The sequence below is a fragment of the Croceitalea sp. MTPC5 genome, assembly GCF_036985505.1.
GTDB lineage: Bacteria > Bacteroidota > Bacteroidia > Flavobacteriales > Flavobacteriaceae > Croceitalea.
In genome coordinates this window covers 123,492-147,549 of sequence record NZ_BTGQ01000001.1, presented here as the reverse complement: position 1 = coordinate 147,549, position 24,058 = coordinate 123,492, and the positions used below count along the sequence as shown (strand labels likewise).

Below are 24,058 nucleotides of genomic sequence, written 5' to 3'. Positions count from 1 at the left end.
TACAGTAGGATATTTATGCAATGCAGTCTATGAAAAAAAATCTTCTTCTATGTTTATTGGCTACCATCGCAACGTATGCCCAACAACCAGGTGAAACCGATACCGGTATTTGGTATATGTATTTCGGAACCAACCGTATCTCAGAACGCTGGAGTATTCATACCGAGGCACAGTTTCGATATTACGAGACCTCAAGTAATTTCAATCAATTGTTATTACGGACCGGATTGAATTATCATATCAATGAAAATGCCATCGCGACCGGAGGATATGCTTACATCGACACCGATCCCTCATTTGAGGATTTTGACATCATCTTTGGTGATATTATTACGGATGATAATAGCATACTCGAACATCGTTTGTTCGAACAGTTCATTTTGAAGAATAAAGTCTGGGAATTTTTATTTGAGCATCGCTATCGACTGGAACAACGTTTTATTGAGAATGTGAACCTTAACACCAATGAGACCCAACATCGCGCCCGTTATCGCATTCAAATGACATTGCCCTTGACAAATACGTTTTTCTTGAATTTTTATGATGAGCTTTTCATCAACCTGCAAGATGACCTTTTTGGTCAAAATAGACTATATGGGGCCTTCGGGGTGCATATTACCGACAACAGTAGTCTACAACTGGGGTATTTGCGCAATCAGTTTTCAAATGCTGTTTTTAATCGCTGGCAGATAGGTTTCTTTTTTAATCCCGACCTAAGAAAAAAATCAAAAAAGAAACCATGAACCTCCAAAAAATAAAATTCGAGAACAAAGAAGGACAAACCCTTGTCGGCCGCCTTGAATTTCCGGCAGACAGGCATCCGCATAATTTTGCTTTGTTCGCACATTGTTTTACGTGTACCAAAAACCTATCGGCCGTTAAAAATATCAGCAAGGCATTGACCTCGAATGGATTCGCCGTTTTACGCTTTGATTTTACGGGTTTGGGGGAAAGTGATGGTGATTTTGCGGATACCAATTTTTCAGGTAATGTCAATGATTTGATCGCCGCCGCAGACTACTTGAAAGAAGACTATCAAGCCCCCTCACTATTGATCGGGCATTCATTGGGTGGGGCCGCGGTTATTTTCGCCGCGGGTGAAATTGAGTCCGTAAAAGCCGTTGCCACCGTAGGGGCGCCCTCAAACCCCAAACATGTTCAACATTTATTCAAGAGCGGATTGGAAGAAATCAAGGCAAATGGTGAAGCGGTTGTCAATTTAAGCGGTCGTGATTTTAAGATCAAAAAGCAATTTGTCGATGATCTAGAGACCAAATCGCTTCCTGATACCGCAAAAGCCCTACGCAAACCGTTACTGATCATGCACTCGCCCCAAGATGATATGGTAGGCATTAAAAACGCCGAAGAAATTTATATGGCCGCACACCACCCAAAAAGTTTCGTATCATTGGATGGTGCAGACCATTTACTTTTTGACCGCAAAGACTCCACTTACGTGGGTGAGGTAATCTCAGGATGGGCAAAACGGTACCTACCGATTAAAAAAAAGGTTGAAGAAGGCCTACGTACCAAACATCAGGTCGCTGCAAGTTTAGATGCCCAAGATGGTTTTACAACACAAATGAAAGTGGGCAACCACTACATTATTGCCGATGAGCCAGAAAGTTTTGGAGGCAATGATTTTGGGCCATCACCCTATGAACTGATTTCTGCCGGTCTTTCGGCCTGCACGGTTATGACCATTCAAATGTATGCCAAGCGCAAAGATTGGCCAGTTGATAATGTTGAAGTACATACGTCATACAGTAAAACGCATGCTGAAGACTGCCAAAACTGCGAGGATGACAATGCGAAAATCGATACGTTCCATCGTGAAATAAAGTTTAGCGGTGATTTAAATGCAACACAAAAAGCACGACTTCTTGAAATTGCGGATAGATGTCCAGTACATAGAACATTGCACGATGAAACGCAGGTCATCACCAGCATGGTCGATTAAATGCGCATGTGCAAAATATCAAAATAGCGTATTTCAAGCTCTATGACACCATGTTGCAGGTTTCTAAGCGCCTTTACATAGTCTGTTTGACCTATTTCCCCCAGGGCCTTCATTGCCTTTAGTTTGTGGTAACTTTTACAGAATAACCTACGCTGTTTGCAATAGTTAAAAAAATCCAGATACTTTGATGGTTGTTGAACCAACATAATGGTTTGTGTTTGTGGTTAAATGGTTTTATCCAATTGGGGGAATTTAGATGTATTTCTAACGTAGAATTACCGATAATCGTATTTTTCATACATTTTAACGATAGTGCGGATGAATTTGGTTCTTCGAAGGATTAGGTGTCAACAGTGGTTCGAAATGCTCAAACCGGGTTCAAGGTGAGCGTTCTTCTTCATTAAAACCCTTTTGATGATCTTTGGCGTATAGCGGTAAGCATAGTTTTTTTAAATTTATGGAAACCATGTCACCACAACATGACCATCACTTGAAATTAACAAGGATGACCCTTTACGAAGAAAAGATAAACCACATCAAAAATAGCTGTTATTCCAATGACAAACAGCTGAAAACTGTAATAGCCACACGTAATTTCATTGATGAAAATTTTGACAAAGACCTCAATTTAAACCTTTTATCAGATGTGAGATTTACTTCAAAATACCATTTGCAACGCCTTTTCAAACGATATTATGGGCTCACACCAAAACAGTATATCATTGACAAACGAATTCAGAAGTCAAAGGAATATTTAAAAAATGGACTTAAGGTCACTGAGACCTGTTTCGCCGTTGGGTTCGAAAGTCTAGGTTCGTTCAGCAAATTATTCAAGACCAAAACTGGCAAATCTCCGAGCGAATTTCAAAAAGAGCAAGTTTCGATAAATAAATTAAATTCAGAGTACTGAACTTTGGCAAAATGAACAAAATTAACCAAAGATGAAAGTAACACTGATAAGCATTCCCGTTAGGGACCAAGAGAAAGCCGTACAATTTTATACCAAAAAATTAGGCTTTATCATAAAGAAGGATGCGCCATTGGAAGGCGGCCACCGTTGGGTGACCCTAGTTTCAGCAGAGTGGCAAGATGGGCCGGAATTGTTGTTGGAACCAGCACCAAACCACTTTGAGCCTTGCAAGGTCTTTCAAGACGCATTGATGGAAGCGGGAATTCCGTGGACCCAATTTGATGTTGATAATGTTGACGCCGAATATGAAAGACTGGTAGGGCTTGACGTTGAATTCAGTGTGCAACCAACTAAAATGGGAACGGTAAAATTTGCCGTTTTTAATGACACCTGTGGAAATAATATTCAAATCATCGAAACCCTTTAGGCTAAAAACCGTGTCAGGTTACGTTTAAAACATTTCGAGCTACGCATACATCATTGCCCATAAGAACCGATATTTCCCTTAGGCGTATACGTTCAAGAAAACGGGATGTTTGGTTTAGAATTTCCGCTAATTTTGTTTTAAACCAAACTTAAGATGCTTAAAAGCCCTGTCTTTAAAATTACCCTAAACCATATGCTGTCCTTACCCGATGAGATCATCGCACCATTTTTGGCCCAGAATCAAAGAAGGGTAAGGGCCATTGCCACTTTTGAGGGTAAACGGCTTGAATTTTACGGTGCCATACAAAAACGGAATGGCAATCACTACATGATGTTCGGAAAACGCTATCAAAAAGAGTTGGGTATATTCCCCAACGACTTGTTTGAACTTCAGTTTTTTGAGGACACCTCTAAATATGGCGTGGAAGTTCCAGAAGAATTTGAGGCCGTAATGCTTACCGATATTGAGGCATACCAAATTTTTGAAACCCTCACCGATGGTAAAAAGAGGGGGTTGATCTATGCCATTACACGATATAAAAACACCCAGACCAAAATTGATAAGACCCTATTGTTGTGCGAAAATCTAAAAAAAGGAATTCGTGACCCGAGGGAATTGTTTCGATGAATACCTCAAAAGAACAACGCATTTTCCAAATGAAGTTGAAATGCCATGAATTATTCTTTAATTTAGTAAAAACTTAAAACACTAAAAATGAAAAAAATACAATTACTGGCCCTCGCAACCCTTATAACTATGGCGTTTAGTTGTAAACAAGCAAAAAAAGAGGCTGATGCGGCCTCTGAAGGACTTGAAGAAGCTGTAGAGGTGGTAAAGGAAGAAATAGCCGAGGTGACTTCCATAAAATTTCAGCTGGAACCAAAAAGTGATAGCAATGTAAGTGGTGAAGTTACCTTTACCGAAGAAAATGGAAGTGTGGTAATGAATGCCTCTTTATCTGGTCTTACCCCAGGTGAACATGCCATACACATCCACGAGAAGGCAGATTGCTCATCAGCAGATGGCAAATCAACAGGTGGGCATTGGAACCCAACCTTTCAGCCCCATGCGCAATGGGGAGCTGAGGGAGGTTATCATAAAGGGGATATTGGCAACTTTACTGCTGATGCCGAAGGTAATGCCACAAAATCCTTTTCAACTGATGAGTGGTGTATCGGTTGTGGCGATGAGACCAAGAACATTGTTGGTAAGGCCATTATCGTACATCAAGGTGTTGATGACTATACCTCACAACCAAGTGGTGCAGCCGGAGCACGTGTGGCGTGCACGGGAATCATACAGTGACTTAAAAATGAATTTTGACTGTAAAAGCCACCTGGGAAGGTGGCTTTTTAGTTGTAAACCCTATTGGATCCACTTTAAATCAATTCGCCTCGTTTCGCAATACCGCCAAAGGGGAACTTCGTAATACCGTTCTGCTGTTGAACAAACCTATGGACAATACCAGTAGGGTTATCATGGGCAATACGATCACAAATGGTTGCCAAGAAGGCATAAATGCAGTCTCAAATATGAATTGGGCCAATAAAAAACTACTGCAAAATGCTAAAACAAGACCTATACCACTACCTATTAGTCCCAAGTACAGATATTCCAATGCCGCGATTTTTAATAACTGTTTGCTTTTTGCCCCCAACGTACGCAGTAAAACATTTTCTTTTATCCTCTGGTATTTACTGGTTCGTACAGAACCTATCAATACAATGATACCGGTTAGTATACTAAAAAACGCCATAAAATTAATGACCCAGGAAATTTTGTTCAAAATTCCTTCCACCACCGTCAATATTTGGCGTAGGTCAATGACGGAGACCGTTGGAAACTCTTTGACCAACTTTCGTTGTAGTTTGGCCGAGGCGGCAGCGTCGGGCACATTGGTGGTCAAAACATGAAACTGGGGGGCATTTTCAAGTACCCCTTTCGGAAACAGGATTGAAAAATTGATTTGCATTCGTGCCCAGTCAACCGTTCTAATATTGGCCACTACGGTCTCCATTAGAACGCCTTGCACATTGAATATCAGTTTATCGCCAATATCAACTTGGGCATCATTGGCAACATTTTCGGCCAGTGATATGGCAATCGCACTGTTATCGGTACTCGCCTGTGATGGCCAAGAACCTTTTTGCGATGTCTCTGAGTCGATAAGTTCATCGCGATAGGTCACCCTGAACTCATGGTGTAAAATCCATCGATTGATGGTGCTGGTGGAATCTAAAATAATTTCGCGTACCGGCCTATCCTTAATCTGATGCATTCTCATGGTGATGATAGGGATGTTATTCAATACTTCCAATCCAGAAGCCGTAATACGCTTCGCTGCTGCCTCTTTTTCATCGCTTTGTACATCCATCAATATCAAATTCGGAGCTTTTGAGGTACCCGTTATCGAGGTCTTTGCCAAAAGGATATCCTTCGTAAAATACAAGGTGCTTATCAGAAAAGTGCCGACACCTATGGCCAAGATCAAAACGGTTGTTTGATTATTGGGCCTAAAAAGGTTCAAAAGGCTTTGCCGTACCGAAAAATCCCAAGTTTTTGGAAAATATCGTTTAATCAATCGCATGAAGAGCACTGCAATACCCCCCAATATCATGAAAACCAGCATGATGCCCAAAACAAAAAATAAGGCATACCAGCCATCTTTCAATAACCAAAATGCAAAACCATAAACAAAAATCAATATCGCTAAGAGTACCGCGACCCTAGAAATAAGAGACCCCTTAGAACTATCCCCTTGTGCGCGTAATACCTGTAAGGGTGATACAAACCAAGTACCCAACAATGGTGAAAGGGCGAACAAGACCGACATAAGCACGCCCAAGATCAAACCGACACCAATGGCTTGGGGCGCTATATCGATTTCAACATCAAAAGGTAAATAGCCCTGCAACAGCAAAGGAAATAATTGCTGGAGCATCAGCCCTGTCAAGACCCCTATCAATCCCCCTAAAAAACCCATTCCGAAAATTTGGATCAAATAAATGAGAAAAGTCTGTTTTCTTGTGGCACCTATACATTTAAGCACGGCGACGGCACTTAGTTTTTCCTTGATGTAAATATGTACCGAACTCGCAATACCGACGCAACCCAACAATAAAGCTATAAAGGCAACGAGGTTCAAGAACTTACCAAAATTTTCATAACTACGGCCTAAACGTTGTCCCGTCGAAATATGGGTGTCTAAATCCGCATTCTCAACATCTAGCATGGGATCGACCAATCTATCCAATTCTTCCAATTCTTGGTCTGGTTCGGCCACAAAGTAAAAATCATATCCAATGCGACTACCGGTTTGAACAAGTCCGGTTTCCTCGATTTTTTCATAGGGAATCCATATCGGGGGAGCGATGGACGCCCCTACCCCATTCGTGCCGGGTGCGGAAACCAAGGTTCCTGAGATAGGCAAGACCACATTACCAACCTTGATGGAATCTCCGGTCTTTACCCCGAATTGCAACATTAATGTGGCATCGACCAAGGCCCCTCCTTGCTTTTGATAGTTTAAGGCCGCCTCAACGGGTTTTGTTTCCAATTCCCCATAAAAGGGATAGTTATCTTGAATTCCGCGAATACCGGCTAACTTGGTATTACCGCTTTTAGGAAACACTACCATCGATGGAAAGCTAACCGCACTTGCGTCTGCGCCGCCCAATGAATCAATAATCTCGGTTACCCTTGGGGTGGGTGCCTGATTACTGTCAATACGATAATCCGCCCCCATTAAGGCCTTGGACTGTGATGCGATATTACTTTTTAAATTAATGCTAAACGACTGTATGCTGACAACGGCCGCAATACCCAATACTATAGAAGCCATAAAAAGCAATAGGCGTTTGCCACTGGCCCGACTATCACGCCACGCCATTTTCAGCAACCAATCAAAGCTGGCTCTTTCCATCTTCATCACGATTCTGCGGTGATTTTATGCGCCACTATTTTTCCGCCTTTTAGTTGTAGTATCTTTTGTGTTTTCTGGGCAAGCTCTAAATCGTGGGTAACGATGACCAAAGTCGTGCCTGCTTCTTTATTAAGATTGAACAATAATTCGACCACTTTTTCCCCAGTCCCTTCATCTAAATTACCGGTAGGTTCGTCAGCGAACAAAATCGAGGGTTTACTCGAAAAAGCCCTTGCTAGGGCCACACGTTGTTGTTCACCACCTGATAACTGTGAGGGATAATGGTGAAAACGTTCTTCAAGGCCGACCTTGGCCAATAAGTCCATACCTACTTTCGTCGGATTTTTGGCCCCCTGAAGTTCAATAGGCACGATAACGTTTTCCAATGCCGTAAGTGTAGGCAATAATTGAAAGTTTTGAAAAATAAACCCTACTTCGCGATTTCGTAAAAGAGCCAGTTCATCTTCGGTTAAACCAGAAAGTCGCGTGCCACATAACTCAACATAGCCCCTATCTGGTTGGTCTAACCCCGCACAAAGACCCAATAAGGTGGTTTTTCCACTTCCTGAAGGGCCTACAATGGCAAAAGTCTCCCCTTCTTCGATAGTAAAAGAAATAGCATCTAAAACGGTCAATGCCCTTGAACCGCTGGTGTACGTTTTTCCAAGTCCGTCAACGTTTAATATCTTTGACATATAATGTACGATTCCTTAATTTGATTAAACCCGAAAAATAGGTAATTGTATTTGATTTTTACACCCTAGCACCATGCACACCTTCTTAAAGTTTCGTTATTTTTTTTGTTTGGTTTTCTTGTTCTCATGTGCTGATCAACCCAAAAAGGAAACCGAGGACGAAACTGTCGAAAATACTGGGATCGTTAGTGAAGAAAATGTCAAAAAAACGATATTGTTTTTTGGGGATAGCCTTACGGCTGGATACGGAATTGAGGTAGAAGAGGCTTTTCCAGCATTGATACAAAATAGACTGGATTCGTTAAACCTTGATTATGTCACCATAAATTCAGGTTTAAGCGGGGAAACCACTTCGGGAGGATTAAATCGTTTAAACTGGGTGCTGAATCAAGAGGTTGCTATTTTCGTGTTGGAACTTGGCGCCAATGATGGCCTTCGTGGAATTCCACTTGAAAAGACCCGAGAGAATCTGCAAGCCATCATTACTTTGGTAGAAAAGAAAGATCCTGCGATAAAAATTGTTCTAGCAGGTATGCAAATACCCCCAAATATGGGTGCTGAATATACCACGGGGTTTCGTAAAATATTTCCTGAACTAGCTAAAGAGAACGAAATCCCCCTAATTCCATTTCTTTTGGAAGGGGTAGCAGGTATACCCGAATTGAACTTGGAAGACGGCATCCACCCCACCGCAAAGGGACATCAAATCGTTATGGAAAATGTTTGGCAGGTTCTGGAAGAGGTCGTACGATAACCCTATCAAAATCAATGGTAATCCATTCAGAAGGCCCTTTTTTAAGGATGCGATTTCAATCATCATGCCCACCACAACTAGTTGAACAAATCAAAAAGTAGCCCCCACCGTCTGAAAATGCTATTACCCTTGGCATTCGTAAAAAAATTGTAAGTTTAAGAACAACCTTTAATTCAATAAACGATGAAATTAGGCGCTTTCTCCGTGAGTCTTTCCGTAAAGGATTTAGAAACTTCAAGAACATTTTATGAAAAATTGGGCTTCGCCATATTTGCAGGGTCCATGGAACAGCACTATTTGATCATGAAAAATGGCAATGCACTTGTAGGGCTTTTTCAGGGCATGTTCGAAAACAATATCCTCACCTTTAATCCTGGATGGGATGAGAATGCCCAGAAAGTACCAGGTTATGATGATGTGCGTACCATACAAAAACATCTTAAGGCAAATCAAATTGAATTGGTCAAGGAAGCGGATGGTAGTACTAGCGGGCCGGCCAGTATCGTTGTAATGGACCCTGATGGCAATACCATTTTAATAGACCAACATATCTAGTTATTTATATCCAATAATTTTGGTTTTACATTATCTTTAAACCCTAATGGCAGTAAATATAGATACGCTCGTAAGTCAGTTTCAACAAAAGGACAAAAGTGCTTTTGAAACCCTTTATTCCATGTACGCAGAAAATATCTGTGGGGTTATCCATGTCATAATCAAAGACCAAGAGCGTGCCCAAGAGCTTTGTCATGATGTTTTTATGAAAATTTGGGATAAGTCAGCTACCTACGATACTTCAAAAGGACGGTTTTTTACGTGGATCTTGAATATTGCAAGAAACACGGCTATCGATGAGTTACGTTCAAAAGCATATAAAAACCAAAAGAAGAACCTTCAAATGGATTCTTTCGTAGGTATATTGACACCTGAGCATGAGATGAACATAGACACCATTGGTCTGCAATCTTTACTTAAGGGCATTAAAGAAAAATGTATTCAATTGATCGATTTACTTTATTTCAAAGGATATACCCAGAAAGAAGCTGCAGAAAAATTAAAAAAACCTGTCGGCACGATTAAAACACGTATCAGGGCCTGTATTTCTGAAATTAGAAAAAACGGGGGATTATAAATGGATGTAAAAAAATACATAGCATCTGGAATTCTAGAACTTTATGTTTCTGGGGGCCTAAGTCCTGAAGAAAATCTAGAGGTACAGCACTATGCCATCAAACATCCTGAAATTCAAGAAGAAATCGAAGCCATTGAAAAGGCCATTCTTAGACTTACGGCGGCTGCATCACCGGGTTTGCCTGAAAACGGTTTTACGAGTATTCGAAGTGAACTGGATGATGTGATCCCTTTTGCCCCATCAGCATCAAAAAAGAAAACCCCATGGATCCATTACCTAGGCTGGGCGGCCTCTTTGATATTTGCGATAGGGTTGATTTGGGTCTACCTTGAAAATCAAGACCTTAAAACCGAAGTTCAAATGGTCAATGGACAAAAACAACAGTTGGAGGAAGAGATTTTGAATGCTAGGGAACTTGTTGCCGATAAAGATGCCATTGAAACCATGTTGAACATGCTTCGAAATAGGGACATTACGGTAATTCCATTGGGTGGGCAAACGATAGCACCAGAATCATACGCACGGGCATATTGGAATAAAAAGGAAAAGAAAGTATACCTAGATGTGCAAGGGCTACCTGACCCCCCATCAGGCTATACCTATCAAGTATGGTCTTTAAAGTTGGACCCTTTGACCCCAACCAGCATAGGGATATTAGATGATTTCGTAAGTAATGAAACTGCCATTTTTGAATTATCGAATCCAAATGAGTCAGAGGCTTTCGGTATTACCCTTGAACCCGAAGGCGGCAGTGAGACCCCAACCTTAGAACAACTCTATACCCTTGGGGCCGTAGGACCTTAATACCACCAATTGCACTTATTTTGAATACCACAATAAGGGAAATTTCGCATAAAGATGCCTGGCCGATCCGCCATAAGGTCATGTGGCCCGAAAAATCATTTGATTTTATAAAATTACCTGATGATGACAAGGGGCTACATTATGGACTTTTCATTGAGGAAAGATTGATTTCCGTGGTATCACTTTTCATAGAGGCGAGAACAGCCCAGTTTAGAAAGTTTGCGACCCTCAAAGAAGAGCAAGGAAGAGGGTATGGTACTACATTATTACGATTTTTAATGGACCAAGCACACCAATTGGATATTACCAAACTGTGGTGTAATGCGCGAAAGGATAAAGTTCATTTTTATCAGGCTTTCGGAATGCGAAAAACAGAACGTGATTTCTCTAGGGAAGGAATTGACTTTACTATCTTAGAGAAAGAATTCTAATACAAACGGATATATGGGATTACGTGATAGAAAACCGGCATTATTGCTTGTGGATATTCAGAAAGGATTTGAAGACGAGGCTTATTGGGGCGGCAATAGAAACAATAAGGATGCTGAAACAAAGTGCGCCAAGTTATTGGATAGGTGGCGCGAGCTTCACCTGCCCATCTTTCACATCATGCATGGTTCTCGTAACCCGAACTCACCTTTGCATCCCTCACAACCAGGTTTTGAACTGCACGATTTGATACAACCTAGAAGTCAAGAACCTATCATCGTTAAAGATGTCAATAGTGCCTTCATCGGCACCAATCTAGAAAACGATCTGAAGGATAATGAAATTACTACCCTCGTCATCGCTGGTCTAACTACCAACCACTGCATTTCAACAACGACGCGGATGGCAGGAAATCTCGATTTTGAAACTTTTTTAATCGCTGACGCCACTGCAACATTTGACCGCTTGGGCATCAACGGCAGTAAATTTGATGCAGAACTTATCCATCAAACCACTTTGTCAAGCCTGAACGAAGAATTTGCAACCGTTTTAAACACGAATGCCATATTGGCGATGCTATGACCGAAAAAGAAAAAATGCTCCGAGGTGAATTGTATAACCCACTTGATCGAAGTTTACTCTCAGAAAGGGCACAGGCTAGGCTTTTGTTACAACAATTCAATGAATGCCCTGCCGACGATGGAAAAAAGCTACAATCCTTGGCAAAGCGATTGATTCCCAATCAAGGCAAGAGCTGTTTTATACAAGCCCCTTTTTATTGTGATTATGGTTCAAATATCCATTTGGGAAAAAGGGTCTTCTTTAATTTCAACTGCGTTGTTCTCGATGTAACCCCAGTTACCATAGGGGATAGAACCATGTTTGGCCCCAATGTCCAAATCTTTACGGCGACACATCCTATCGAGGCTGTGGCCAGGGCCTCGGGTAAAGAATTGGGTAAGCCCATTACCATTGGTCAAGATGTTTGGGTCGGCGGTAATGTAACCATATGCCCTGGTGTTTCCATTGGTAGTAGAAGTGTTATTGGTGCAGGTAGCGTGGTGACCAGAAATATTCCCGAAGATGTATTTGCCGCAGGCAATCCATGTAGGGTCATTAAAGCCATCGAAAATTAAGGCTATTGTGAGATTACGCTATTGCAATTGTGACCACATTAGTGCAGGTTCTTCTTTTCTGGCAAAACCACTTTAAAAACATGCCTGCAACCTACTTTACAGCAGCTTATTTCCAATGCTTTGAACTGGCACCGATATCGAATAAACCAATCCCCAAAAATCTAACACGATTGGATTCGATAAAGTACACGAATACTTGCTTAAAAAAGGTAGGCATAAGACTGCACTGGGTTACTTCATAATTATGTATCCCTATTAATGGAAGAACGCCCAAACAAAATATAAGTCTGGACGTTCTCAAAACAACCAATAAATCACTCTTTTATTAAAGCAATGCTATTTTTTCACCGACTATGGGACCCAATTCATATAAACTGTCTTCAAGTTCTTGCTTTAAGGTCTGAACTTGATCGACCAATCCATTTGCCTTATATATTTCGGCTACACTCAATAATATGGCTGGCTCAAAAGTTTTTCCCGCTATATGTTCTTGTACAATACCCAAAGCCTTTTCCGGTTTTCCCATGTTCAGATAAGTATTTGCCAATAAATGATATGATTCTGGCGTCGGCCTATTTTCCACTTCCGCTAAGGCTAAATTCAAAGCACGGTTGGTTTGCTTAGTATGTTCTAAGGCAAAGTCAATGGTATAGGCGTTGTACATATTGCCGTAGTTCTTGTCCATTACGCTCTTACGGTATTGCTCACGGTTTTTTACCGCTCGTTTGGCATCACCCATAAAATCAGCAATCTCCGCTTTGAGTAAGTAATAATCAGGGGACTGGTAATTTTCGGTAATGGCATCCAATATACGCATGGCTTCCTTTCCATTTTTTTCATGGGAGTATACGATCCAAGCAATTCCTTTTTTTGCATAGGCATTGTTCGGGTCTAGTGCTAGGGTCTTTAGGTAATGTTGATAAGAATCCGATATTCTACCGGCATGCCCATAATAATCGGCAATGTTTGAATACGACCATAACATCAACTTCTTATTCCTTGAAGATTCTGCTTTTGCAAGGGCTTTTTCCATAAACCGAATCGTCGTGTCCAAGTCCCCTTTGTAATCATTCCATTTAGCAACCCGAATTAGGTAACCAAATTCAGACGGGTTGTGAATACTGTCTAAATAAGCTTCGGCCTTCGCATAATTTCCCAATTCCATGTGAACATCGAATAGTAGACTTTGGGTGTCTTTCAACGCTCCCTCTAGCTGTCGAGCCATCTCTGCTAGTTCAAGCGCTTCTCTAAAGCGATGCTGCGCTATATAATTTCTCGCTAGTGCACGCAAATAGCCTTCTTTATTGATATTGGCGATTTCAACTGCTTTATCCAACGCTTTTTCTGCCTTTTTCAAAAATTTTATATTTCCGGTACCCTTGAAGTAACGACTATATTCACTGGCCACATTGCCAAAACTGAGTAGTTGCAAACTATCAGGCTTTATTTTTTTATTCCAAAGCTCGAAGAACTTTGAGGTTGTCTTAATTTTTTCGGAATTTAAATGGTTATCGTAGTCGGCTACCGAAGTGACTTGATCTTGATTGTTAGGACATGCCATACATACAAGGGCCATGGCCATGATGATACCTGTTTTTTTCATAAGATTGTGTTTTGAGGTTTTTTAAATATGGGGAAGACCAAATCCATCTTCCCCATATAATCTCTCATAGCAATTTTACTATTCTGGATCACTTACGTATGGAAACGTAGTGGTAATCGTCGCTGTCAACCCTACACCATCAGAGGTTAATCTGGGTAGATCCGATATACCGTCCATGTCAAGGTCTTGACCACTGAACCGGTCTCCTTCGGCACCACCGAATAACAGGATTAACGAAACGTCGATGATATCATCACTTAATTTTCTACCGGTAAGGGCAACTTCATCACCATCGGGTACCAAGATTCTACCATCATTGTCGAAATCCGTTCCTGGATCAAAATAGGTCGTTGGTAAATCGGGGGCTACTTGCAACACATCTGCCGAAAGCACAGTCGTCAAAGTGGTGGCATCTAGACCAAGTATGTTGTTTTCGTAATTGACATCATTTGGATCAAGACCCAATTTCAGGGCGTAAACATCATGATATTGTTCCAATCTTGCCTCAAATGGGGCTTGAAAGGTTGCTGTCATTTCTGAGGGAATTGCGACGTTATGGGCGTCTTTTGTAGCCCCGTCTACACTAAGCACGGTATTGATTCCCGGTCTTCCCATAAAATCGACTTGTGAAAAAGTACCACTAAAATCGGGATCCATTCCCATAACCTCGCATGGGGTGCAACTACCGCCACAATCTACCCCGGTCTCATCGCCATTCATCAGGCCATCATCACATGTTGCCATAGGTTCCATCACAGTATCATCATCGTCACTACATGAAGCCAAAATCAATACAATAATGAACGGCATCACAATATATTTTACTTTATAAAATTTCATTTTACTATGTATTAAAGATTAGCTATTGTTTTCTGTTAGTGGTTACCCATGTATTATAAACATTGAGGCCCAAGGCATTCGTTGCAGTGGGTGCGCCCAAAAGACTGTTAGGAAGCTCGATTGCGATACTCAGGGTGTTGGCACCATCAAAGGTGTCAGTTGCTTCATCAGGAGGTAAAAAGCCACCGGGTGCAGAATCAAGCTCTGGACTTATCACTGCATTGAACTGGAAAAAATCAAAAAAGAAGGGATCTTGTCTTGGCCCGGCAAAAAGCTTTACATTATTCGCAGTCGTTTCTACAATTGCGGTGCTCCCTGAAATTTCAACACTACCCAGCGGTGCATCGGTAAAAACTGAACTGGACAAGCCTGTTTGACTTGGTGCGACAGGACCGAAAAAGTACATCGTCCCATCACGTGGAATGGCCTGTATCACCAAATCTTCTACCAAATCACCATCTACGTCAATGTTAATCTCAGTAAGTACATCCTCGTCAAAAGTACCAAAGGCAAGATCAGGCAAAACATCCGATTGCAAATCGACAATGAAGGTAGTATTGTCAGAACCGGTTGTGGGTTCAAAAGCAAAATAATCGGCGATGTCAGCGGTCGTTCCCATGCTGCCCGGTGCATCAATATGGTCGGCCGCCACCAATATAATGGCGGTAACCAACAAAGCACCCAGTACCATGGCATAATTAGTTGTTTTTTTCATTTTAAATGTTTTGAAAGATTAATACAGCCCTACCTACGAAAGGTTGTGCACCGAGGTTTGGTTTTAAATGTTAAATAATTCTTAATAAAATAGTATGGCAATTCTTTCAAAATCAAATCACCCCGTGTAGTCAAAGTCTTATATTTTATGTTTCTTTGGTATTGTAAAATTTATGTATGAACCCCTCTGCCCCAGGTTGGATTAATAAATTCGGTTCCCTTTTACGAACCACGACCACTACCTACGCCTCATACAGCGAACTTTATGATGAACTTTTAAATCATGGTTTCATCTATGGCATCCATCTTAACATTCCCACCTTTATCGAATCTGAACACTCCCTCTCAGAAGATGAAATTGCCAAGATCAACCTCTTGTCCGCCTTATATTTCTCTTATGAATTTGAAACGGGGGATTCCAATTTTGAAAAATTCATTGATACTGTCTTTGAGTATTATCAAGAAATGGAAGTTGGCAGGATCTCGTTTCTCAATAAAATATTATCGGGTAATAAGACCATAACCCAGCTTGAAAAGCTTTTAGAATCTCGAATATACCTCAACGGAAATGTATTCAACAAAGCATTTGGTAACAGCTTAACGAATTCCTTATTATATGTAGACGTTTTAATTTTTAGGGCTTATTTAGCCAAAACACCGTCACTTATGGAGCACGCGGGTATATTGGAATACATTACCATCAATATTGCCTACCATGCGCTAAACTCTAAAAAAAGCAATGAAAACGATCTAAAACTGATCCAATTATTGGAATCTTCACTATCATATGTCGATATGAACGAGGCAAAATTTGAAGGTTCTTACTTGCAAATGATCCCAAAAAATTTAAATGCATTCGAAAAAGACTACCTGCTTGATTTTGCCTGCTTGACAGTTTGGGAAGACGCGACGCTCGACTATGCAGAATCTGAATTTATCTTCACTGTTTCAAGGGCCCTTGGAAAGACAAAAAACAATGCTAAAACGGCATTAAAAAATGTGAAGGATTTCTTCGAAAAAAACCATCACGACATACCCTATTTACAAGACACCAATTTGGCCTCAAAATTCTATGATGGCATGAATAAAAATGTCAGTAAATTGATCTTAAGAAATAGCAAACGTTTAAAAAAAGAACTTTCAGAAAGTAGGGAGCTAGTTCAACTATTGGCCAAGTCTGCCTCTCAAGAATTGAATGTCGAAGAACGGAAAAAAATACAGGGGCAGTTATTGGATATTTTCAAATCCATTCCCTCTTTGGCCATTTTTATGTTACCGGGTGGGGCTGTTCTTTTACCGATCTTTATTAAATTGATACCCAAATTACTGCCATCGGCCTTTGATGACAATAGAGTGGAGGAAAACTAATTGGATTTGATGGAAAAGGCCAGTATAAGAAAAATCTATGGTTATATTTAAAAAATTGAAAACCAATTATTTGAATACATTTACTCTAACCACAACTTGAAATCTTTGACACGTTCCCTGCTCACGATTATTTCTTGCTCTTTAAAGGTATTCAATTTAATTTGAAGTCTAGAATTCGTGTAAGAGACAATGTCTTTTATGTGATTGATATTAACATAGAATTTTCTACTCACCCGAAAGAACACTTTTGGTGAAAGTTCTTCTTCAAGGTTTTCAAGGGTGGTATCCAACAAATAATTCCTGCCGTCATTGGTGCCTGCATAAGTGCCTTTGTTCTCACTATAAAAACACTCAACATCATCGGCATTTATTATCTTGATATGTTGACCGACCTTTGCTGTAAATCGCTTTTTATATTCCCTTTCAATCGGATTGACCAAAAGCTTTTTTATGTCTTCAAAATCCACTGAAATACGTTCTTTTTGGGGCTGTAGATCTTGATACTGCCTTACCGCTTTTTCGAGCTCTTCGTCATCGATGGGTTTTAACAAATAATCGATACTGTTCAACTTAAACGCTTGAAGGGCATATTCGTCGTAAGCGGTCGTAAAAATGATGGCACTTTTCACTTCGATCACATCAAAAATCTCAAAAGAAAGACCGTCTGAAAGTTGGATATCGAGAAATATCAAATCAGGATGATCATTATTCTGAAACCACTCAATGGATTCTTCTACGGAATGGAGCATTATCGATACCTCTACATTCAATTCGTTGAGCAGCCTACCCAATCTTCTGGCCGCTGGTTTTTCGTCTTCTATTATTATTACATTCATTACATACTATTTATAGGGCTTCGTTTGCTTACTTTCCTTTTCCATCAACCTTCGGATCTGCCTTTCTTCCCATTTTTTGGTAAAGGCCCATTTATTGCGATGTAAAAGTATGAAGTGAACCAGTAAAATAAGAAACCAGATCAGTAAATTAGGACCTATCCAATCAAAATAATAGTCCTCAGTAGGAAAACCATCAGGAAGCCATGTATGCAACCATCCGCTTTGAATCAGAAGTAACACCCCATTACCAATCAAAAAAATCTTAAGGTGGTTGTAAAAACCCTTTAGTGCCTTTACCCTTTTGGTCGCCCTTTCGTACTTGGTTTCATTTTTTTTCATAATAGGATTAAACAAATTTATTGGTTTCGCCCTGATCTTTATCCATATAGGCCTTGATCTTTCGTTTTTCCCATTTCTTGAAAGGACTCGGCACATAAACATAGCAGGCATGTATAAGAAGCGCTATTCCCCAAATAATGGGTGTACCGTAAACATTCCAATTGATCCATTCCAAAAAATCAGGATTTCCTAGCGCCTCTTTGCTTAAAAGTACAAAAGTGACCTTTTTCGCAAATAACAATAATGCCATGGTCACCAAAACATAGACGGTAACATGCTTATAGAAACCTTTTAATTGTCTTACCCGCGACTGTGCCCTTTCCAATTGGGTCGTTTCATACGGTCCCTTCTTCATCGTTTGGTAAATTTTTCGGCTTCTTTTCTATATTCCTCCATATATTTCCGGATTTTCTTTTTCTCCCAGACCTCATTGAATAAGGGATTAAACCTAAAGGCCTTCGATGCATGGAACAGAAGTCCTATTCCCCAAAAGAAAGGGGTAAAAAAATGTCCAAATTGCCAGAAACTTTCACCGTCATATCCGCTTCTAACAAGAATATTAACCAAAATAAAAGCATTTATAACGGTATAAATAGCTGCATGAATATAAAATCCTTTCATTTCTTCTACCCTCTTCTTGGCTCTTGCTAACCTATCACTATTCAAATCTTCCATAATTATTGCCATTTTCTTTGATCGTCTTCTTTCTGCATGATTTCCTTAATCTTACGCTGTTCCCAGTTTTTTCCAAAAAATGGATTCAGGTTAAACGTTCCTATCGCATGTGCGGCAAGACCTATACCCCACCCGAATGCTGCCCACAGAAACCACATGTACCGCCACCCATCGACCAAGTAGTTAAGCGCCGCCAGCCCGATCATAACAAGGGTATATGAAGTTAAGTGTCCGTAAAACTTTTTAAGTTCCCCTACCCGCTCCTTAGCCCTTAAATATTTAGTATTGTTGTTAGTATTTCCTTCCATATCCAGCTATTTTTTGTGAATTAAAATTCATTACGGTTTACCAGTTCCTTGATTTTTCGTTCTTCCCAGTCTTTACCGAAAAAGGGGTTTAAATTGAAAACCCTGAAGGCCCTAACCAAAATGCCTACGGTTACTCCGAAAACCACCCATAAAAACCATGGCTCTTCCCATTCGTTAAGGTAATAATTTATTGCCGCGACAATACATACCGCAACAAGGCCTCTTAAAACTTTTGCATAGAACTTTCTTAGCTCGGTTATGCGTTCTTTTGCCCTAATATATTGATCTTCTGATTGATTTGTTCTCATGATGTTGGTATTTGATGTGTTCTATGCTTAAAAATTATCACTTTTCATTAATTCCTTGATTTTTCGTTCTTCCCAAGCTTTACCAAACAAAGGATTATATCCATAAGCATGTAATCCATTTATCAATAAACCGAATCCCCAACCTACCGCTGGAAAAAGAAACCAAAGAAAACTCGTTGTTCTATAGTTCAAATATGCTAAAAAAGGAATGATGATCAAGTAGGCCAATAGACTGCCATAAAACCCTTTGATACAGTTGACTTGTTCCTTTGCTTTTTTATAACGGTACTCCTGCGTATTTTCCATAATTCCTTATTTTTTGATTACCCCTCAAATCTCTTAAAAAGAAAGGCCTTTCAAAAAAAGGGATGACCGAATTGTGGTTTTTTGGGGATGGATTGAAGGTAATGGGGTAAAAGGAGAAGGGAGAAGGGTGAAGGGTGAAGGGTGAAGGGTGAAGGGTGAAGGGTGAAGGGTGAAGGGTGAAGGGTGAAGGGTGAAACTAAAATTCGAAAGTCGATATCAAAAGTCACATCAATTTTGAACAATCATATCTTCTTCATTAATTACAGCTGCTAATGGCCCTAAAAATCTTCGTCATCCATCAACTCTTGGATCTTCTTTTCTTCCCATCGTTTTCCCCAAATAGGATTATAACCAAATGCCTCCAAAGCATGTATGGTGAGACCGAATCCCCAGCCCAAAGTGGGGAAAATTGCCCAAATGAAGCTTGTAGTCCTTGAATTCAGCCACCACAAACAAGGTATGACTATGAGGTAAGCCGTTAGATTACCGTAGAATCCCTTTAATGCTTCTACGCGTTCTTTTGCCTTAAGGTATCTTTTTTCCTCAATATGTTCTTCTTGGGTTTCCATTACCGAGACCTGTTTAGAGAGCATAGGTAAGGCCACACTAAAGTCTGAGCCTGTTTTATGAATGTGCACCTGCTTATCGGTCAAAATATCGTAACGTTCACGTATATTCTGAAGACCAACGCCGCTACTTTTCTTAACTACTTGCTTTTCTTGTAGGTTATTCTCGACCACTAAATTTCCGTTCTTTTCAAATACCTTGATATGCAATGGCCTTGAAGAGGTGACCACATTATGCTTTACAGCATTTTCCAACAATAACTGTAATGAAAGTGGAACTATTTTTGCGTCTGGCTGGGTAGCTTCTTCCGGTATCTCAAATACGATACTGTCTTCAAATCGCATTTTTAACAGGCGAACATAAGTTCGGGCAAAATTGAGCTCTTCATTAACGGTAACCAAATCTTTGTTTTTCTGTTCAAGCACATAACGATAGACCTTAGAAAGGGATGTAGTAAATTTTTGGGCTTGATGCGGGTCTTCTTCAATTAAACTTGTCAAGACATTCAGACTGTTAAAAAGAAAATGGGGATCTAATTGATTCTTCAAAGCGTTAAAACGCGCTGAAGCCGTACCTGCGATAATTTTTTGTTCCTTGACTTTGTTTTCTTGACGGTATTTGTAATACCAAAAAGCATAAAAGAGTAAGGAAATCGTAAGCGCGATTATGATAGGTTGTAGATACGAGTTCGGCTTTTCATTGGCTAAAAATTCTTCTACAGGTACCCCATGTAAACTTACGATGACGATCAATCGGGCTATAAAAACACCAATACATGACAAAACGATATTGCCAGACACGGCAAGCACCATTCTTTTTAGCGTATAAATAAAGCCCTTGTACCTGTTCAAGAGATAATAGAACCATAAGGCATTCACCATGTAGAGCACTATGGAAAAAACCATATTATCGGCATATTCACTCCAAAAATCATTGATTATCCAATCGAATACCCGACGGTTCGCGACATAGTAGTACCCTACGAAACTTAGAAAAATCAACGTTCCGATAACGAAGGCCCTAATAAACTCTTTCAGAATCCTATTCATTCTTTATCCTTTACATTCCTTAAGTACCTCTTCTGCCCTTTCTTTACCCCAGACTGGATAGAACGGAATTTCAGACTTAAAATTAGTGAAAAGTTCCAAGGCACGCTCCACATCATTACAATATGGGGTGGTATCCTTACCAAAATAACGTGCCGTACCCATATCCCATTCGGCTTTTGAAAGAACGACCCTGGGGTTTTCAGGTGCAATTTTAAGGGCTTGGTCGTACAGCTTTGCGTTCTTTGGCGAAAGTGTTATTCCGTAGGTAGCTCCGTCAAAAGCAATCCAAGCCGTATTTATCATTGCTTCTTGTATCAACAGCTCTGGATTGTTCGGGGAAAGCCTTTTGGCAATATCAGAGAACTCTTTGGCCCTTTCCAATTGTTGGGTTAGTTTCACGGCATCCTTTTCACCGAATGAGGCAGTTGTATTTACAACGGCTACATAGAAATAAGGAATCCAATTATCATCTTCAGCCATTGCGATTCGCTCAAAAAGGTTGGAAGCTTCGAGCGTTTGTCCATTTGACCAAAGCTGTAGCGCTTTTTCCATACCCTTGTTGTATTGGTCTTGCGAATTTGCGATAAGGGCAAATAAAAATAATACCGTGAAGATTGTCTTATTCATGACTGTCTGTTTTTTGATTATACCACAAAGATGTTTTCGATTAATGGCCTTTTCCAATTGTACTTACCGAACTGTGGTTTTTTGGCGACGAACCGTACTAAAGATTATTCAATTGATTGCTTTTCTTGTCGGTGCTTATAGTCCAGAAGAAGCCTACAAAAAAGAAACTATCAGCAGCTGGCCGAATAGCCCGTCTTTCAAAGATGCCTTCCATATTTGGGGTATTGGCATATTGAAAATCATTGACATTGTTGAAGCCCAGAACATTATTGACCGAAAAATAGAGGATTTTCTGTTGGTCTATCAAATAGGCCCAATTAAAGCTCAAATTATGGAATGCCGGGGTTTTTTCGGCAAAGAACCCCGTAGTATTTGGGTTATCAAAGGGGCGCCCCGATCCATACTGATATGAAAAACCAATCTGTGATTTTAGCTTGTCGACCCAATATTTGGTCACAAGTGAAAAGCTATGTGAAGGTGCGAAATTCGGTGTTGCCCGTTCCCTGAAATTTCTAAAATCACGTTCGGTATCCAAAAAGGAATACGAGACCCAATAATCAAGGTTGCCGATACTCTTGTTGTCACGCCAAAAAACATCGAGTCCCGTTGCGTACCCAAATCCAGCGTTATTGAACTGTGAACTGAATTCAGGCAGTTCGGTATCAAATTTTACAAGATTATCATAATCCTTATAATACGCTTCAGCCCTAAAGGTCTTACCATTGTTCAGGTATTGATAGTTCAAGATGTAATGTTCCGTACGCTCTGAAATCAAATTGGTTTCAAAGCGAAGTATCTCGTTCAAAGGGTTTTGATAAAAATTGCCATAGGCGAGGGAGAATTGACCCTTTTCACTGCTTTTATAGGCCAATGATATTCTCGGGGAAAATGTGAAATCATCCAATACAGTCGTATTTTCCAAACGTGCCCCCACCTTGATGGCTAAATCATTGCTAAAAAAAACATCGCTTTCTACAAAACCCGCAAAAAACCTATCGTCAAAGCCGCTTTCAAACTGCGATTCATCTGGGGCATTTACAGTCTCTTGATAATCAATGTCGAATAATTCTGCCCCGAAATTGATATTGAATCGATTGGTAAATGTTTTTCGAAACTTCAGTTTGAAATGTGCAGCGGTTTCACGTGCATCAATGTCAGTATCAAAAACGGTTATGTCATTAGAGTCCCATGAAATACTCGAACCTGTGGTCAACGTCCATTCGTTTTCAAAAAAGTGTTTGTATGAGGCATTGAAATAGAGATTGTTATTTGTAAGTTGAAACCGGACAAAATCTTCAAAATTGATATCCTCTTGGTCAATATCAAGATTGGAATGGTTAAAATTCGTATATAACTTGAACATACTTTTTTCACCTTTACTTCTAAAGACCGTCTCCCCCGATATGGATTCAAAAGGGCTGTTCCAGCGTATGCCCTGTGTTGATGGAATTAAGGCTTCATAGGGCGCTAAATTGATATATTGTGTATTGAAGGTCAGTGATTGGTCTCCCCAAATTTCGGTATGGCCAATACCCGTACCCACTGACATGATATTAAAGTCGGTTTTTTCTTGGTCGGGCACATCGGTCGTGTTGAGCAGTAAGACACTTGATAAGGCTTGACCATATTCTGCGGAATACCCCCCGGTACTAAATGTAATACCCTTAAATAAAAATGGAGAGAACCGCCCCCTTGTCGGAATATTGTTCGCCGTGGCATTGAAAGGTTGAAAAACCCTAAGACCGTCTATAAAAACTTGGGTTTCACCTGCCGCCCCACCCCTAACGAACAAACGACCATCTTCATTGATGGTGCTGGTACCCGGCAAGGTTTGCAATGCAGCTACAAAATCCCCTACTGCCCCGGCAGTGGTAACAATATCCAAGGGTTTCAAAACCGATACCTTTGAATTATCGCCCGCTTCAAAAGTTCCGGCAGATAGCGTGACCCCGGTTAGTGAATTAATGGCTTCTACTAGGCTAATACTTAAATCACTAAAAAATTTGACATCCCCCATTTCGTAGTGTGGTTCGTAGCCCAACATGGAGACCACTAAAGTCTGGGTACCCGTTTCCATGGTCTCGAATGAAAATTCACCGCTCGCATTGGTGGAGCCCCCATCATAGGTACCCTCTAAATACACATTGGCACCTGCGACAGGGCCGTTTTTTTTATCGATTACCCTACCATAAATAGTAGTTTGGGCTGATGAGGCCCAGGTAACGCTCACTAAGAGTATCAAGAAAAGTTGTTTCATGACCATTCGTTTAAATTGAAGTAACAAATATCCATTCAGGCCGGTCATCATTTAAATAAGAGGGACTGAACTGTAATTTTTTAAGACTGGGT

The 24,058-nt window shown here is 40.4% G+C and carries 30 protein-coding genes; 14 read left to right on the top strand and 16 right to left on the bottom strand.

The genetic code is table 11. The features are described from left to right. Positions 1–29: 29 nt before the first annotated feature. Both AACM45_RS00695 and AACM45_RS00690 read left to right on the top strand, forming a co-directional pair. Entirely contained in the window at positions 30–743 is a 714-nt protein-coding gene (locus tag AACM45_RS00695; RefSeq protein WP_339140137.1) for a DUF2490 domain-containing protein, read from the top strand. Continuing rightward, positions 740–1,960, top strand: a complete 1,221-nt coding sequence (locus AACM45_RS00690) for a bifunctional alpha/beta hydrolase/OsmC family protein (RefSeq protein ID WP_339140136.1) — start codon at positions 740–742, stop codon at positions 1,958–1,960. Before AACM45_RS00695 ends, AACM45_RS00690 begins: the two co-directional genes overlap by 4 nt. Here AACM45_RS00690 and AACM45_RS00685 read toward each other — a convergent pair. After that, positions 1,957–2,166, bottom strand: coding sequence for a hypothetical protein (locus tag AACM45_RS00685; protein ID WP_339140135.1), 210 nt, complete (start codon positions 2,164–2,166; stop codon positions 1,957–1,959). The genes AACM45_RS00690 and AACM45_RS00685 overlap by 4 nt on opposite strands. Before the next feature lie 260 nt (positions 2,167–2,426). Here AACM45_RS00685 and AACM45_RS00680 point away from each other — a divergent pair, with 260 nt between their 5' ends. The 4 genes from AACM45_RS00680 (at position 2,427) to AACM45_RS00665 (ending at position 4,602) form a co-directional block, all read left to right on the top strand. Then, positions 2,427–2,870, top strand: a complete 444-nt coding sequence (locus AACM45_RS00680) for a helix-turn-helix domain-containing protein (protein ID WP_339140134.1) — start codon at positions 2,427–2,429, stop codon at positions 2,868–2,870. Between the two features lie 31 nt (positions 2,871–2,901). Next, on the top strand, positions 2,902–3,297 hold the full coding sequence (locus AACM45_RS00675; protein WP_339140133.1) for a VOC family protein: 396 nt from the start codon (positions 2,902–2,904) through the stop codon (positions 3,295–3,297). Between the two features lie 153 nt (positions 3,298–3,450). Beyond that, positions 3,451–3,924 (top strand): YdeI/OmpD-associated family protein, encoded by a 474-nt coding sequence (locus tag AACM45_RS00670; RefSeq protein WP_339140132.1) that lies wholly within the window; start codon positions 3,451–3,453, stop codon positions 3,922–3,924. A gap of 87 nt (positions 3,925–4,011) precedes the next feature. Beyond that, entirely contained in the window at positions 4,012–4,602 is a 591-nt protein-coding gene (locus tag AACM45_RS00665; RefSeq protein ID WP_339140131.1) for a superoxide dismutase family protein, read from the top strand. Positions 4,603–4,681: 79 nt separating this feature from the next. On the opposite strand, the gene AACM45_RS00660 is transcribed toward AACM45_RS00665, so the two are convergent. After that, positions 4,682–7,219, bottom strand: a complete 2,538-nt coding sequence (locus AACM45_RS00660) for an ABC transporter permease (RefSeq protein WP_339140130.1) — start codon at positions 7,217–7,219, stop codon at positions 4,682–4,684. 5 nt (positions 7,220–7,224) lie between these two features. Then, positions 7,225–7,914: an ABC transporter ATP-binding protein gene (locus tag AACM45_RS00655; protein WP_339140129.1), complete on the bottom strand. Its 690-nt coding sequence runs from the start codon at positions 7,912–7,914 to the stop codon at positions 7,225–7,227. A gap of 73 nt (positions 7,915–7,987) precedes the next feature. Here AACM45_RS00655 and AACM45_RS00650 point away from each other — a divergent pair, with 73 nt between their 5' ends. The 7 genes from AACM45_RS00650 to AACM45_RS00620 all read left to right on the top strand — a co-directional run bounded on the left by AACM45_RS00650 (position 7,988) and on the right by AACM45_RS00620 (position 12,169). Then, the gene (locus AACM45_RS00650; RefSeq protein WP_339140128.1) at positions 7,988–8,668 is read left to right on the top strand and encodes an arylesterase; all 681 of its coding nucleotides are present in this window, start codon (positions 7,988–7,990) and stop codon (positions 8,666–8,668) included. A gap of 183 nt (positions 8,669–8,851) precedes the next feature. Beyond that, complete coding sequence (locus tag AACM45_RS00645; RefSeq protein ID WP_339140127.1) at positions 8,852–9,223, top strand: VOC family protein; 372 nt, start codon at positions 8,852–8,854, stop codon at positions 9,221–9,223. 46 nt (positions 9,224–9,269) lie between these two features. Next, on the top strand, positions 9,270–9,800 hold the full coding sequence (locus AACM45_RS00640; RefSeq protein ID WP_339140126.1) for an RNA polymerase sigma factor: 531 nt from the start codon (positions 9,270–9,272) through the stop codon (positions 9,798–9,800). Further along, positions 9,801–10,604 (top strand): anti-sigma factor, encoded by an 804-nt coding sequence (locus tag AACM45_RS00635; RefSeq protein WP_339140125.1) that lies wholly within the window; start codon positions 9,801–9,803, stop codon positions 10,602–10,604. It abuts the gene before it with no gap. Between the two features lie 20 nt (positions 10,605–10,624). After that, positions 10,625–11,035, top strand: a complete 411-nt coding sequence (locus AACM45_RS00630; RefSeq protein WP_339140124.1) for a GNAT family N-acetyltransferase — start codon at positions 10,625–10,627, stop codon at positions 11,033–11,035. Positions 11,036–11,048: 13 nt separating this feature from the next. Further along, positions 11,049–11,615, top strand: coding sequence for a cysteine hydrolase family protein (locus tag AACM45_RS00625; RefSeq protein ID WP_339140123.1), 567 nt, complete (start codon positions 11,049–11,051; stop codon positions 11,613–11,615). Next, positions 11,612–12,169, top strand: a complete 558-nt coding sequence (locus AACM45_RS00620) for a sugar O-acetyltransferase (RefSeq protein ID WP_339140122.1) — start codon at positions 11,612–11,614, stop codon at positions 12,167–12,169. Before AACM45_RS00625 ends, AACM45_RS00620 begins: the two co-directional genes overlap by 4 nt. Positions 12,170–12,494: 325 nt before the next feature. Here the strand turns inward: AACM45_RS00620 and AACM45_RS00615 are convergent, their stop codons facing one another. The 3 genes from AACM45_RS00615 to AACM45_RS00605 form a co-directional block, all read right to left on the bottom strand. Next, on the bottom strand, positions 12,495–13,772 hold the full coding sequence (locus tag AACM45_RS00615; protein ID WP_339140121.1) for a tetratricopeptide repeat protein: 1,278 nt from the start codon (positions 13,770–13,772) through the stop codon (positions 12,495–12,497). A gap of 78 nt (positions 13,773–13,850) precedes the next feature. Next, a complete protein-coding gene (locus tag AACM45_RS00610) occupies positions 13,851–14,582 on the bottom strand; it encodes a DUF4331 family protein (protein ID WP_339140120.1) in 732 nt (243 codons plus the stop codon). 52 nt (positions 14,583–14,634) lie between these two features. Continuing rightward, positions 14,635–15,327 (bottom strand): DUF4331 family protein, encoded by a 693-nt coding sequence (locus tag AACM45_RS00605; protein ID WP_339140119.1) that lies wholly within the window; start codon positions 15,325–15,327, stop codon positions 14,635–14,637. 176 nt (positions 15,328–15,503) lie between these two features. Between AACM45_RS00605 and AACM45_RS00600 the strand changes: the two genes are divergently transcribed. Continuing rightward, positions 15,504–16,694 carry an LETM1-related biofilm-associated protein gene (locus AACM45_RS00600; protein WP_339140118.1) on the top strand — a complete coding sequence of 397 codons (1,191 nt, stop codon included), beginning with the start codon at positions 15,504–15,506 and terminating at the stop codon, positions 16,692–16,694. A gap of 80 nt (positions 16,695–16,774) precedes the next feature. Here the strand turns inward: AACM45_RS00600 and AACM45_RS00595 are convergent, their stop codons facing one another. From AACM45_RS00595 to AACM45_RS00550, 10 genes are all read right to left on the bottom strand, one after another. Next, positions 16,775–17,530, bottom strand: coding sequence for a LytR/AlgR family response regulator transcription factor (locus AACM45_RS00595; protein WP_339140117.1), 756 nt, complete (start codon positions 17,528–17,530; stop codon positions 16,775–16,777). Positions 17,531–17,536: 6 nt separating this feature from the next. Then, positions 17,537–17,869 (bottom strand): 2TM domain-containing protein, encoded by a 333-nt coding sequence (locus AACM45_RS00590; protein WP_339140116.1) that lies wholly within the window; start codon positions 17,867–17,869, stop codon positions 17,537–17,539. A 7-nt stretch (positions 17,870–17,876) separates the two neighbouring features. Next, positions 17,877–18,224 carry a 2TM domain-containing protein gene (locus AACM45_RS00585; protein WP_339140115.1) on the bottom strand — a complete coding sequence of 116 codons (348 nt, stop codon included), beginning with the start codon at positions 18,222–18,224 and terminating at the stop codon, positions 17,877–17,879. Next, the gene (locus tag AACM45_RS00580; protein ID WP_339140114.1) at positions 18,221–18,544 is read right to left on the bottom strand and encodes a 2TM domain-containing protein; all 324 of its coding nucleotides are present in this window, start codon (positions 18,542–18,544) and stop codon (positions 18,221–18,223) included. Before AACM45_RS00580 ends, AACM45_RS00585 begins: the two co-directional genes overlap by 4 nt. A gap of 2 nt (positions 18,545–18,546) precedes the next feature. Then, positions 18,547–18,852 (bottom strand): 2TM domain-containing protein, encoded by a 306-nt coding sequence (locus tag AACM45_RS00575; RefSeq protein WP_339140113.1) that lies wholly within the window; start codon positions 18,850–18,852, stop codon positions 18,547–18,549. Positions 18,853–18,872: 20 nt separating this feature from the next. After that, complete coding sequence (locus tag AACM45_RS00570) at positions 18,873–19,160, bottom strand: 2TM domain-containing protein (protein WP_339140112.1); 288 nt, start codon at positions 19,158–19,160, stop codon at positions 18,873–18,875. Positions 19,161–19,187: 27 nt separating this feature from the next. Beyond that, a complete protein-coding gene (locus tag AACM45_RS00565; protein WP_339140111.1) occupies positions 19,188–19,466 on the bottom strand; it encodes a 2TM domain-containing protein in 279 nt (92 codons plus the stop codon). Between the two features lie 278 nt (positions 19,467–19,744). Further along, a complete protein-coding gene (locus AACM45_RS00560; protein ID WP_339140110.1) occupies positions 19,745–21,082 on the bottom strand; it encodes a 2TM domain-containing protein in 1,338 nt (445 codons plus the stop codon). Positions 21,083–21,085: 3 nt separating this feature from the next. Then, positions 21,086–21,709 (bottom strand): hypothetical protein, encoded by a 624-nt coding sequence (locus tag AACM45_RS00555; protein ID WP_339140109.1) that lies wholly within the window; start codon positions 21,707–21,709, stop codon positions 21,086–21,088. Positions 21,710–21,806: 97 nt separating this feature from the next. Then, a complete protein-coding gene (locus AACM45_RS00550) occupies positions 21,807–23,966 on the bottom strand; it encodes a TonB-dependent receptor (RefSeq protein ID WP_339140108.1) in 2,160 nt (719 codons plus the stop codon). Positions 23,967–24,058 lie beyond the last annotated feature (92 nt).

Excerpts from the sequence above, each read along its gene's own strand:
- AACM45_RS00650 (WP_339140128.1), top strand. The coding sequence starts at position 7,988 with ATGCACACCTTCTTAAAGTTTCGTTATTTTTTTTGTTTGGTTTTCTTG.
- AACM45_RS00580 (WP_339140114.1), bottom strand. The coding sequence starts at position 18,544 with ATGGAAGATTTGAATAGTGATAGGTTAGCAAGAGCCAAGAAGAGGGTA.
- AACM45_RS00560 (WP_339140110.1), bottom strand. The coding sequence starts at position 21,082 with ATGAATAGGATTCTGAAAGAGTTTATTAGGGCCTTCGTTATCGGAACG.
- AACM45_RS00675 (WP_339140133.1), top strand. The coding sequence starts at position 2,902 with ATGAAAGTAACACTGATAAGCATTCCCGTTAGGGACCAAGAGAAAGCC.
- AACM45_RS00590 (WP_339140116.1), bottom strand. The coding sequence starts at position 17,869 with ATGAAAAAAAATGAAACCAAGTACGAAAGGGCGACCAAAAGGGTAAAG.
- AACM45_RS00640 (WP_339140126.1), top strand. The coding sequence starts at position 9,270 with ATGGCAGTAAATATAGATACGCTCGTAAGTCAGTTTCAACAAAAGGAC.
- AACM45_RS00660 (WP_339140130.1), bottom strand. The coding sequence starts at position 7,219 with ATGGAAAGAGCCAGCTTTGATTGGTTGCTGAAAATGGCGTGGCGTGAT.
- AACM45_RS00695 (WP_339140137.1), top strand. The coding sequence starts at position 30 with ATGAAAAAAAATCTTCTTCTATGTTTATTGGCTACCATCGCAACGTAT.
- AACM45_RS00655 (WP_339140129.1), bottom strand. The coding sequence starts at position 7,914 with ATGTCAAAGATATTAAACGTTGACGGACTTGGAAAAACGTACACCAGC.
- AACM45_RS00635 (WP_339140125.1), top strand. The coding sequence starts at position 9,801 with ATGGATGTAAAAAAATACATAGCATCTGGAATTCTAGAACTTTATGTT.
- AACM45_RS00690 (WP_339140136.1), top strand. The coding sequence starts at position 740 with ATGAACCTCCAAAAAATAAAATTCGAGAACAAAGAAGGACAAACCCTT.
- AACM45_RS00565 (WP_339140111.1), bottom strand. The coding sequence starts at position 19,466 with ATGGAAAATACGCAGGAGTACCGTTATAAAAAAGCAAAGGAACAAGTC.
- AACM45_RS00555 (WP_339140109.1), bottom strand. The coding sequence starts at position 21,709 with ATGAATAAGACAATCTTCACGGTATTATTTTTATTTGCCCTTATCGCA.
- AACM45_RS00620 (WP_339140122.1), top strand. The coding sequence starts at position 11,612 with ATGACCGAAAAAGAAAAAATGCTCCGAGGTGAATTGTATAACCCACTT.
- AACM45_RS00625 (WP_339140123.1), top strand. The coding sequence starts at position 11,049 with ATGGGATTACGTGATAGAAAACCGGCATTATTGCTTGTGGATATTCAG.
- AACM45_RS00585 (WP_339140115.1), bottom strand. The coding sequence starts at position 18,224 with ATGAAGAAGGGACCGTATGAAACGACCCAATTGGAAAGGGCACAGTCG.
- AACM45_RS00665 (WP_339140131.1), top strand. The coding sequence starts at position 4,012 with ATGAAAAAAATACAATTACTGGCCCTCGCAACCCTTATAACTATGGCG.
- AACM45_RS00595 (WP_339140117.1), bottom strand. The coding sequence starts at position 17,530 with ATGAATGTAATAATAATAGAAGACGAAAAACCAGCGGCCAGAAGATTG.
- AACM45_RS00550 (WP_339140108.1), bottom strand. The coding sequence starts at position 23,966 with ATGAAACAACTTTTCTTGATACTCTTAGTGAGCGTTACCTGGGCCTCA.
- AACM45_RS00670 (WP_339140132.1), top strand. The coding sequence starts at position 3,451 with ATGCTTAAAAGCCCTGTCTTTAAAATTACCCTAAACCATATGCTGTCC.
- AACM45_RS00685 (WP_339140135.1), bottom strand. The coding sequence starts at position 2,166 with ATGTTGGTTCAACAACCATCAAAGTATCTGGATTTTTTTAACTATTGC.
- AACM45_RS00645 (WP_339140127.1), top strand. The coding sequence starts at position 8,852 with ATGAAATTAGGCGCTTTCTCCGTGAGTCTTTCCGTAAAGGATTTAGAA.
- AACM45_RS00680 (WP_339140134.1), top strand. The coding sequence starts at position 2,427 with ATGTCACCACAACATGACCATCACTTGAAATTAACAAGGATGACCCTT.
- AACM45_RS00570 (WP_339140112.1), bottom strand. The coding sequence starts at position 19,160 with ATGAGAACAAATCAATCAGAAGATCAATATATTAGGGCAAAAGAACGC.
- AACM45_RS00605 (WP_339140119.1), bottom strand. The coding sequence starts at position 15,327 with ATGAAAAAAACAACTAATTATGCCATGGTACTGGGTGCTTTGTTGGTT.
- AACM45_RS00600 (WP_339140118.1), top strand. The coding sequence starts at position 15,504 with ATGAACCCCTCTGCCCCAGGTTGGATTAATAAATTCGGTTCCCTTTTA.
- AACM45_RS00610 (WP_339140120.1), bottom strand. The coding sequence starts at position 14,582 with ATGCCGTTCATTATTGTATTGATTTTGGCTTCATGTAGTGACGATGAT.
- AACM45_RS00615 (WP_339140121.1), bottom strand. The coding sequence starts at position 13,772 with ATGAAAAAAACAGGTATCATCATGGCCATGGCCCTTGTATGTATGGCA.
- AACM45_RS00575 (WP_339140113.1), bottom strand. The coding sequence starts at position 18,852 with ATGGAAGGAAATACTAACAACAATACTAAATATTTAAGGGCTAAGGAG.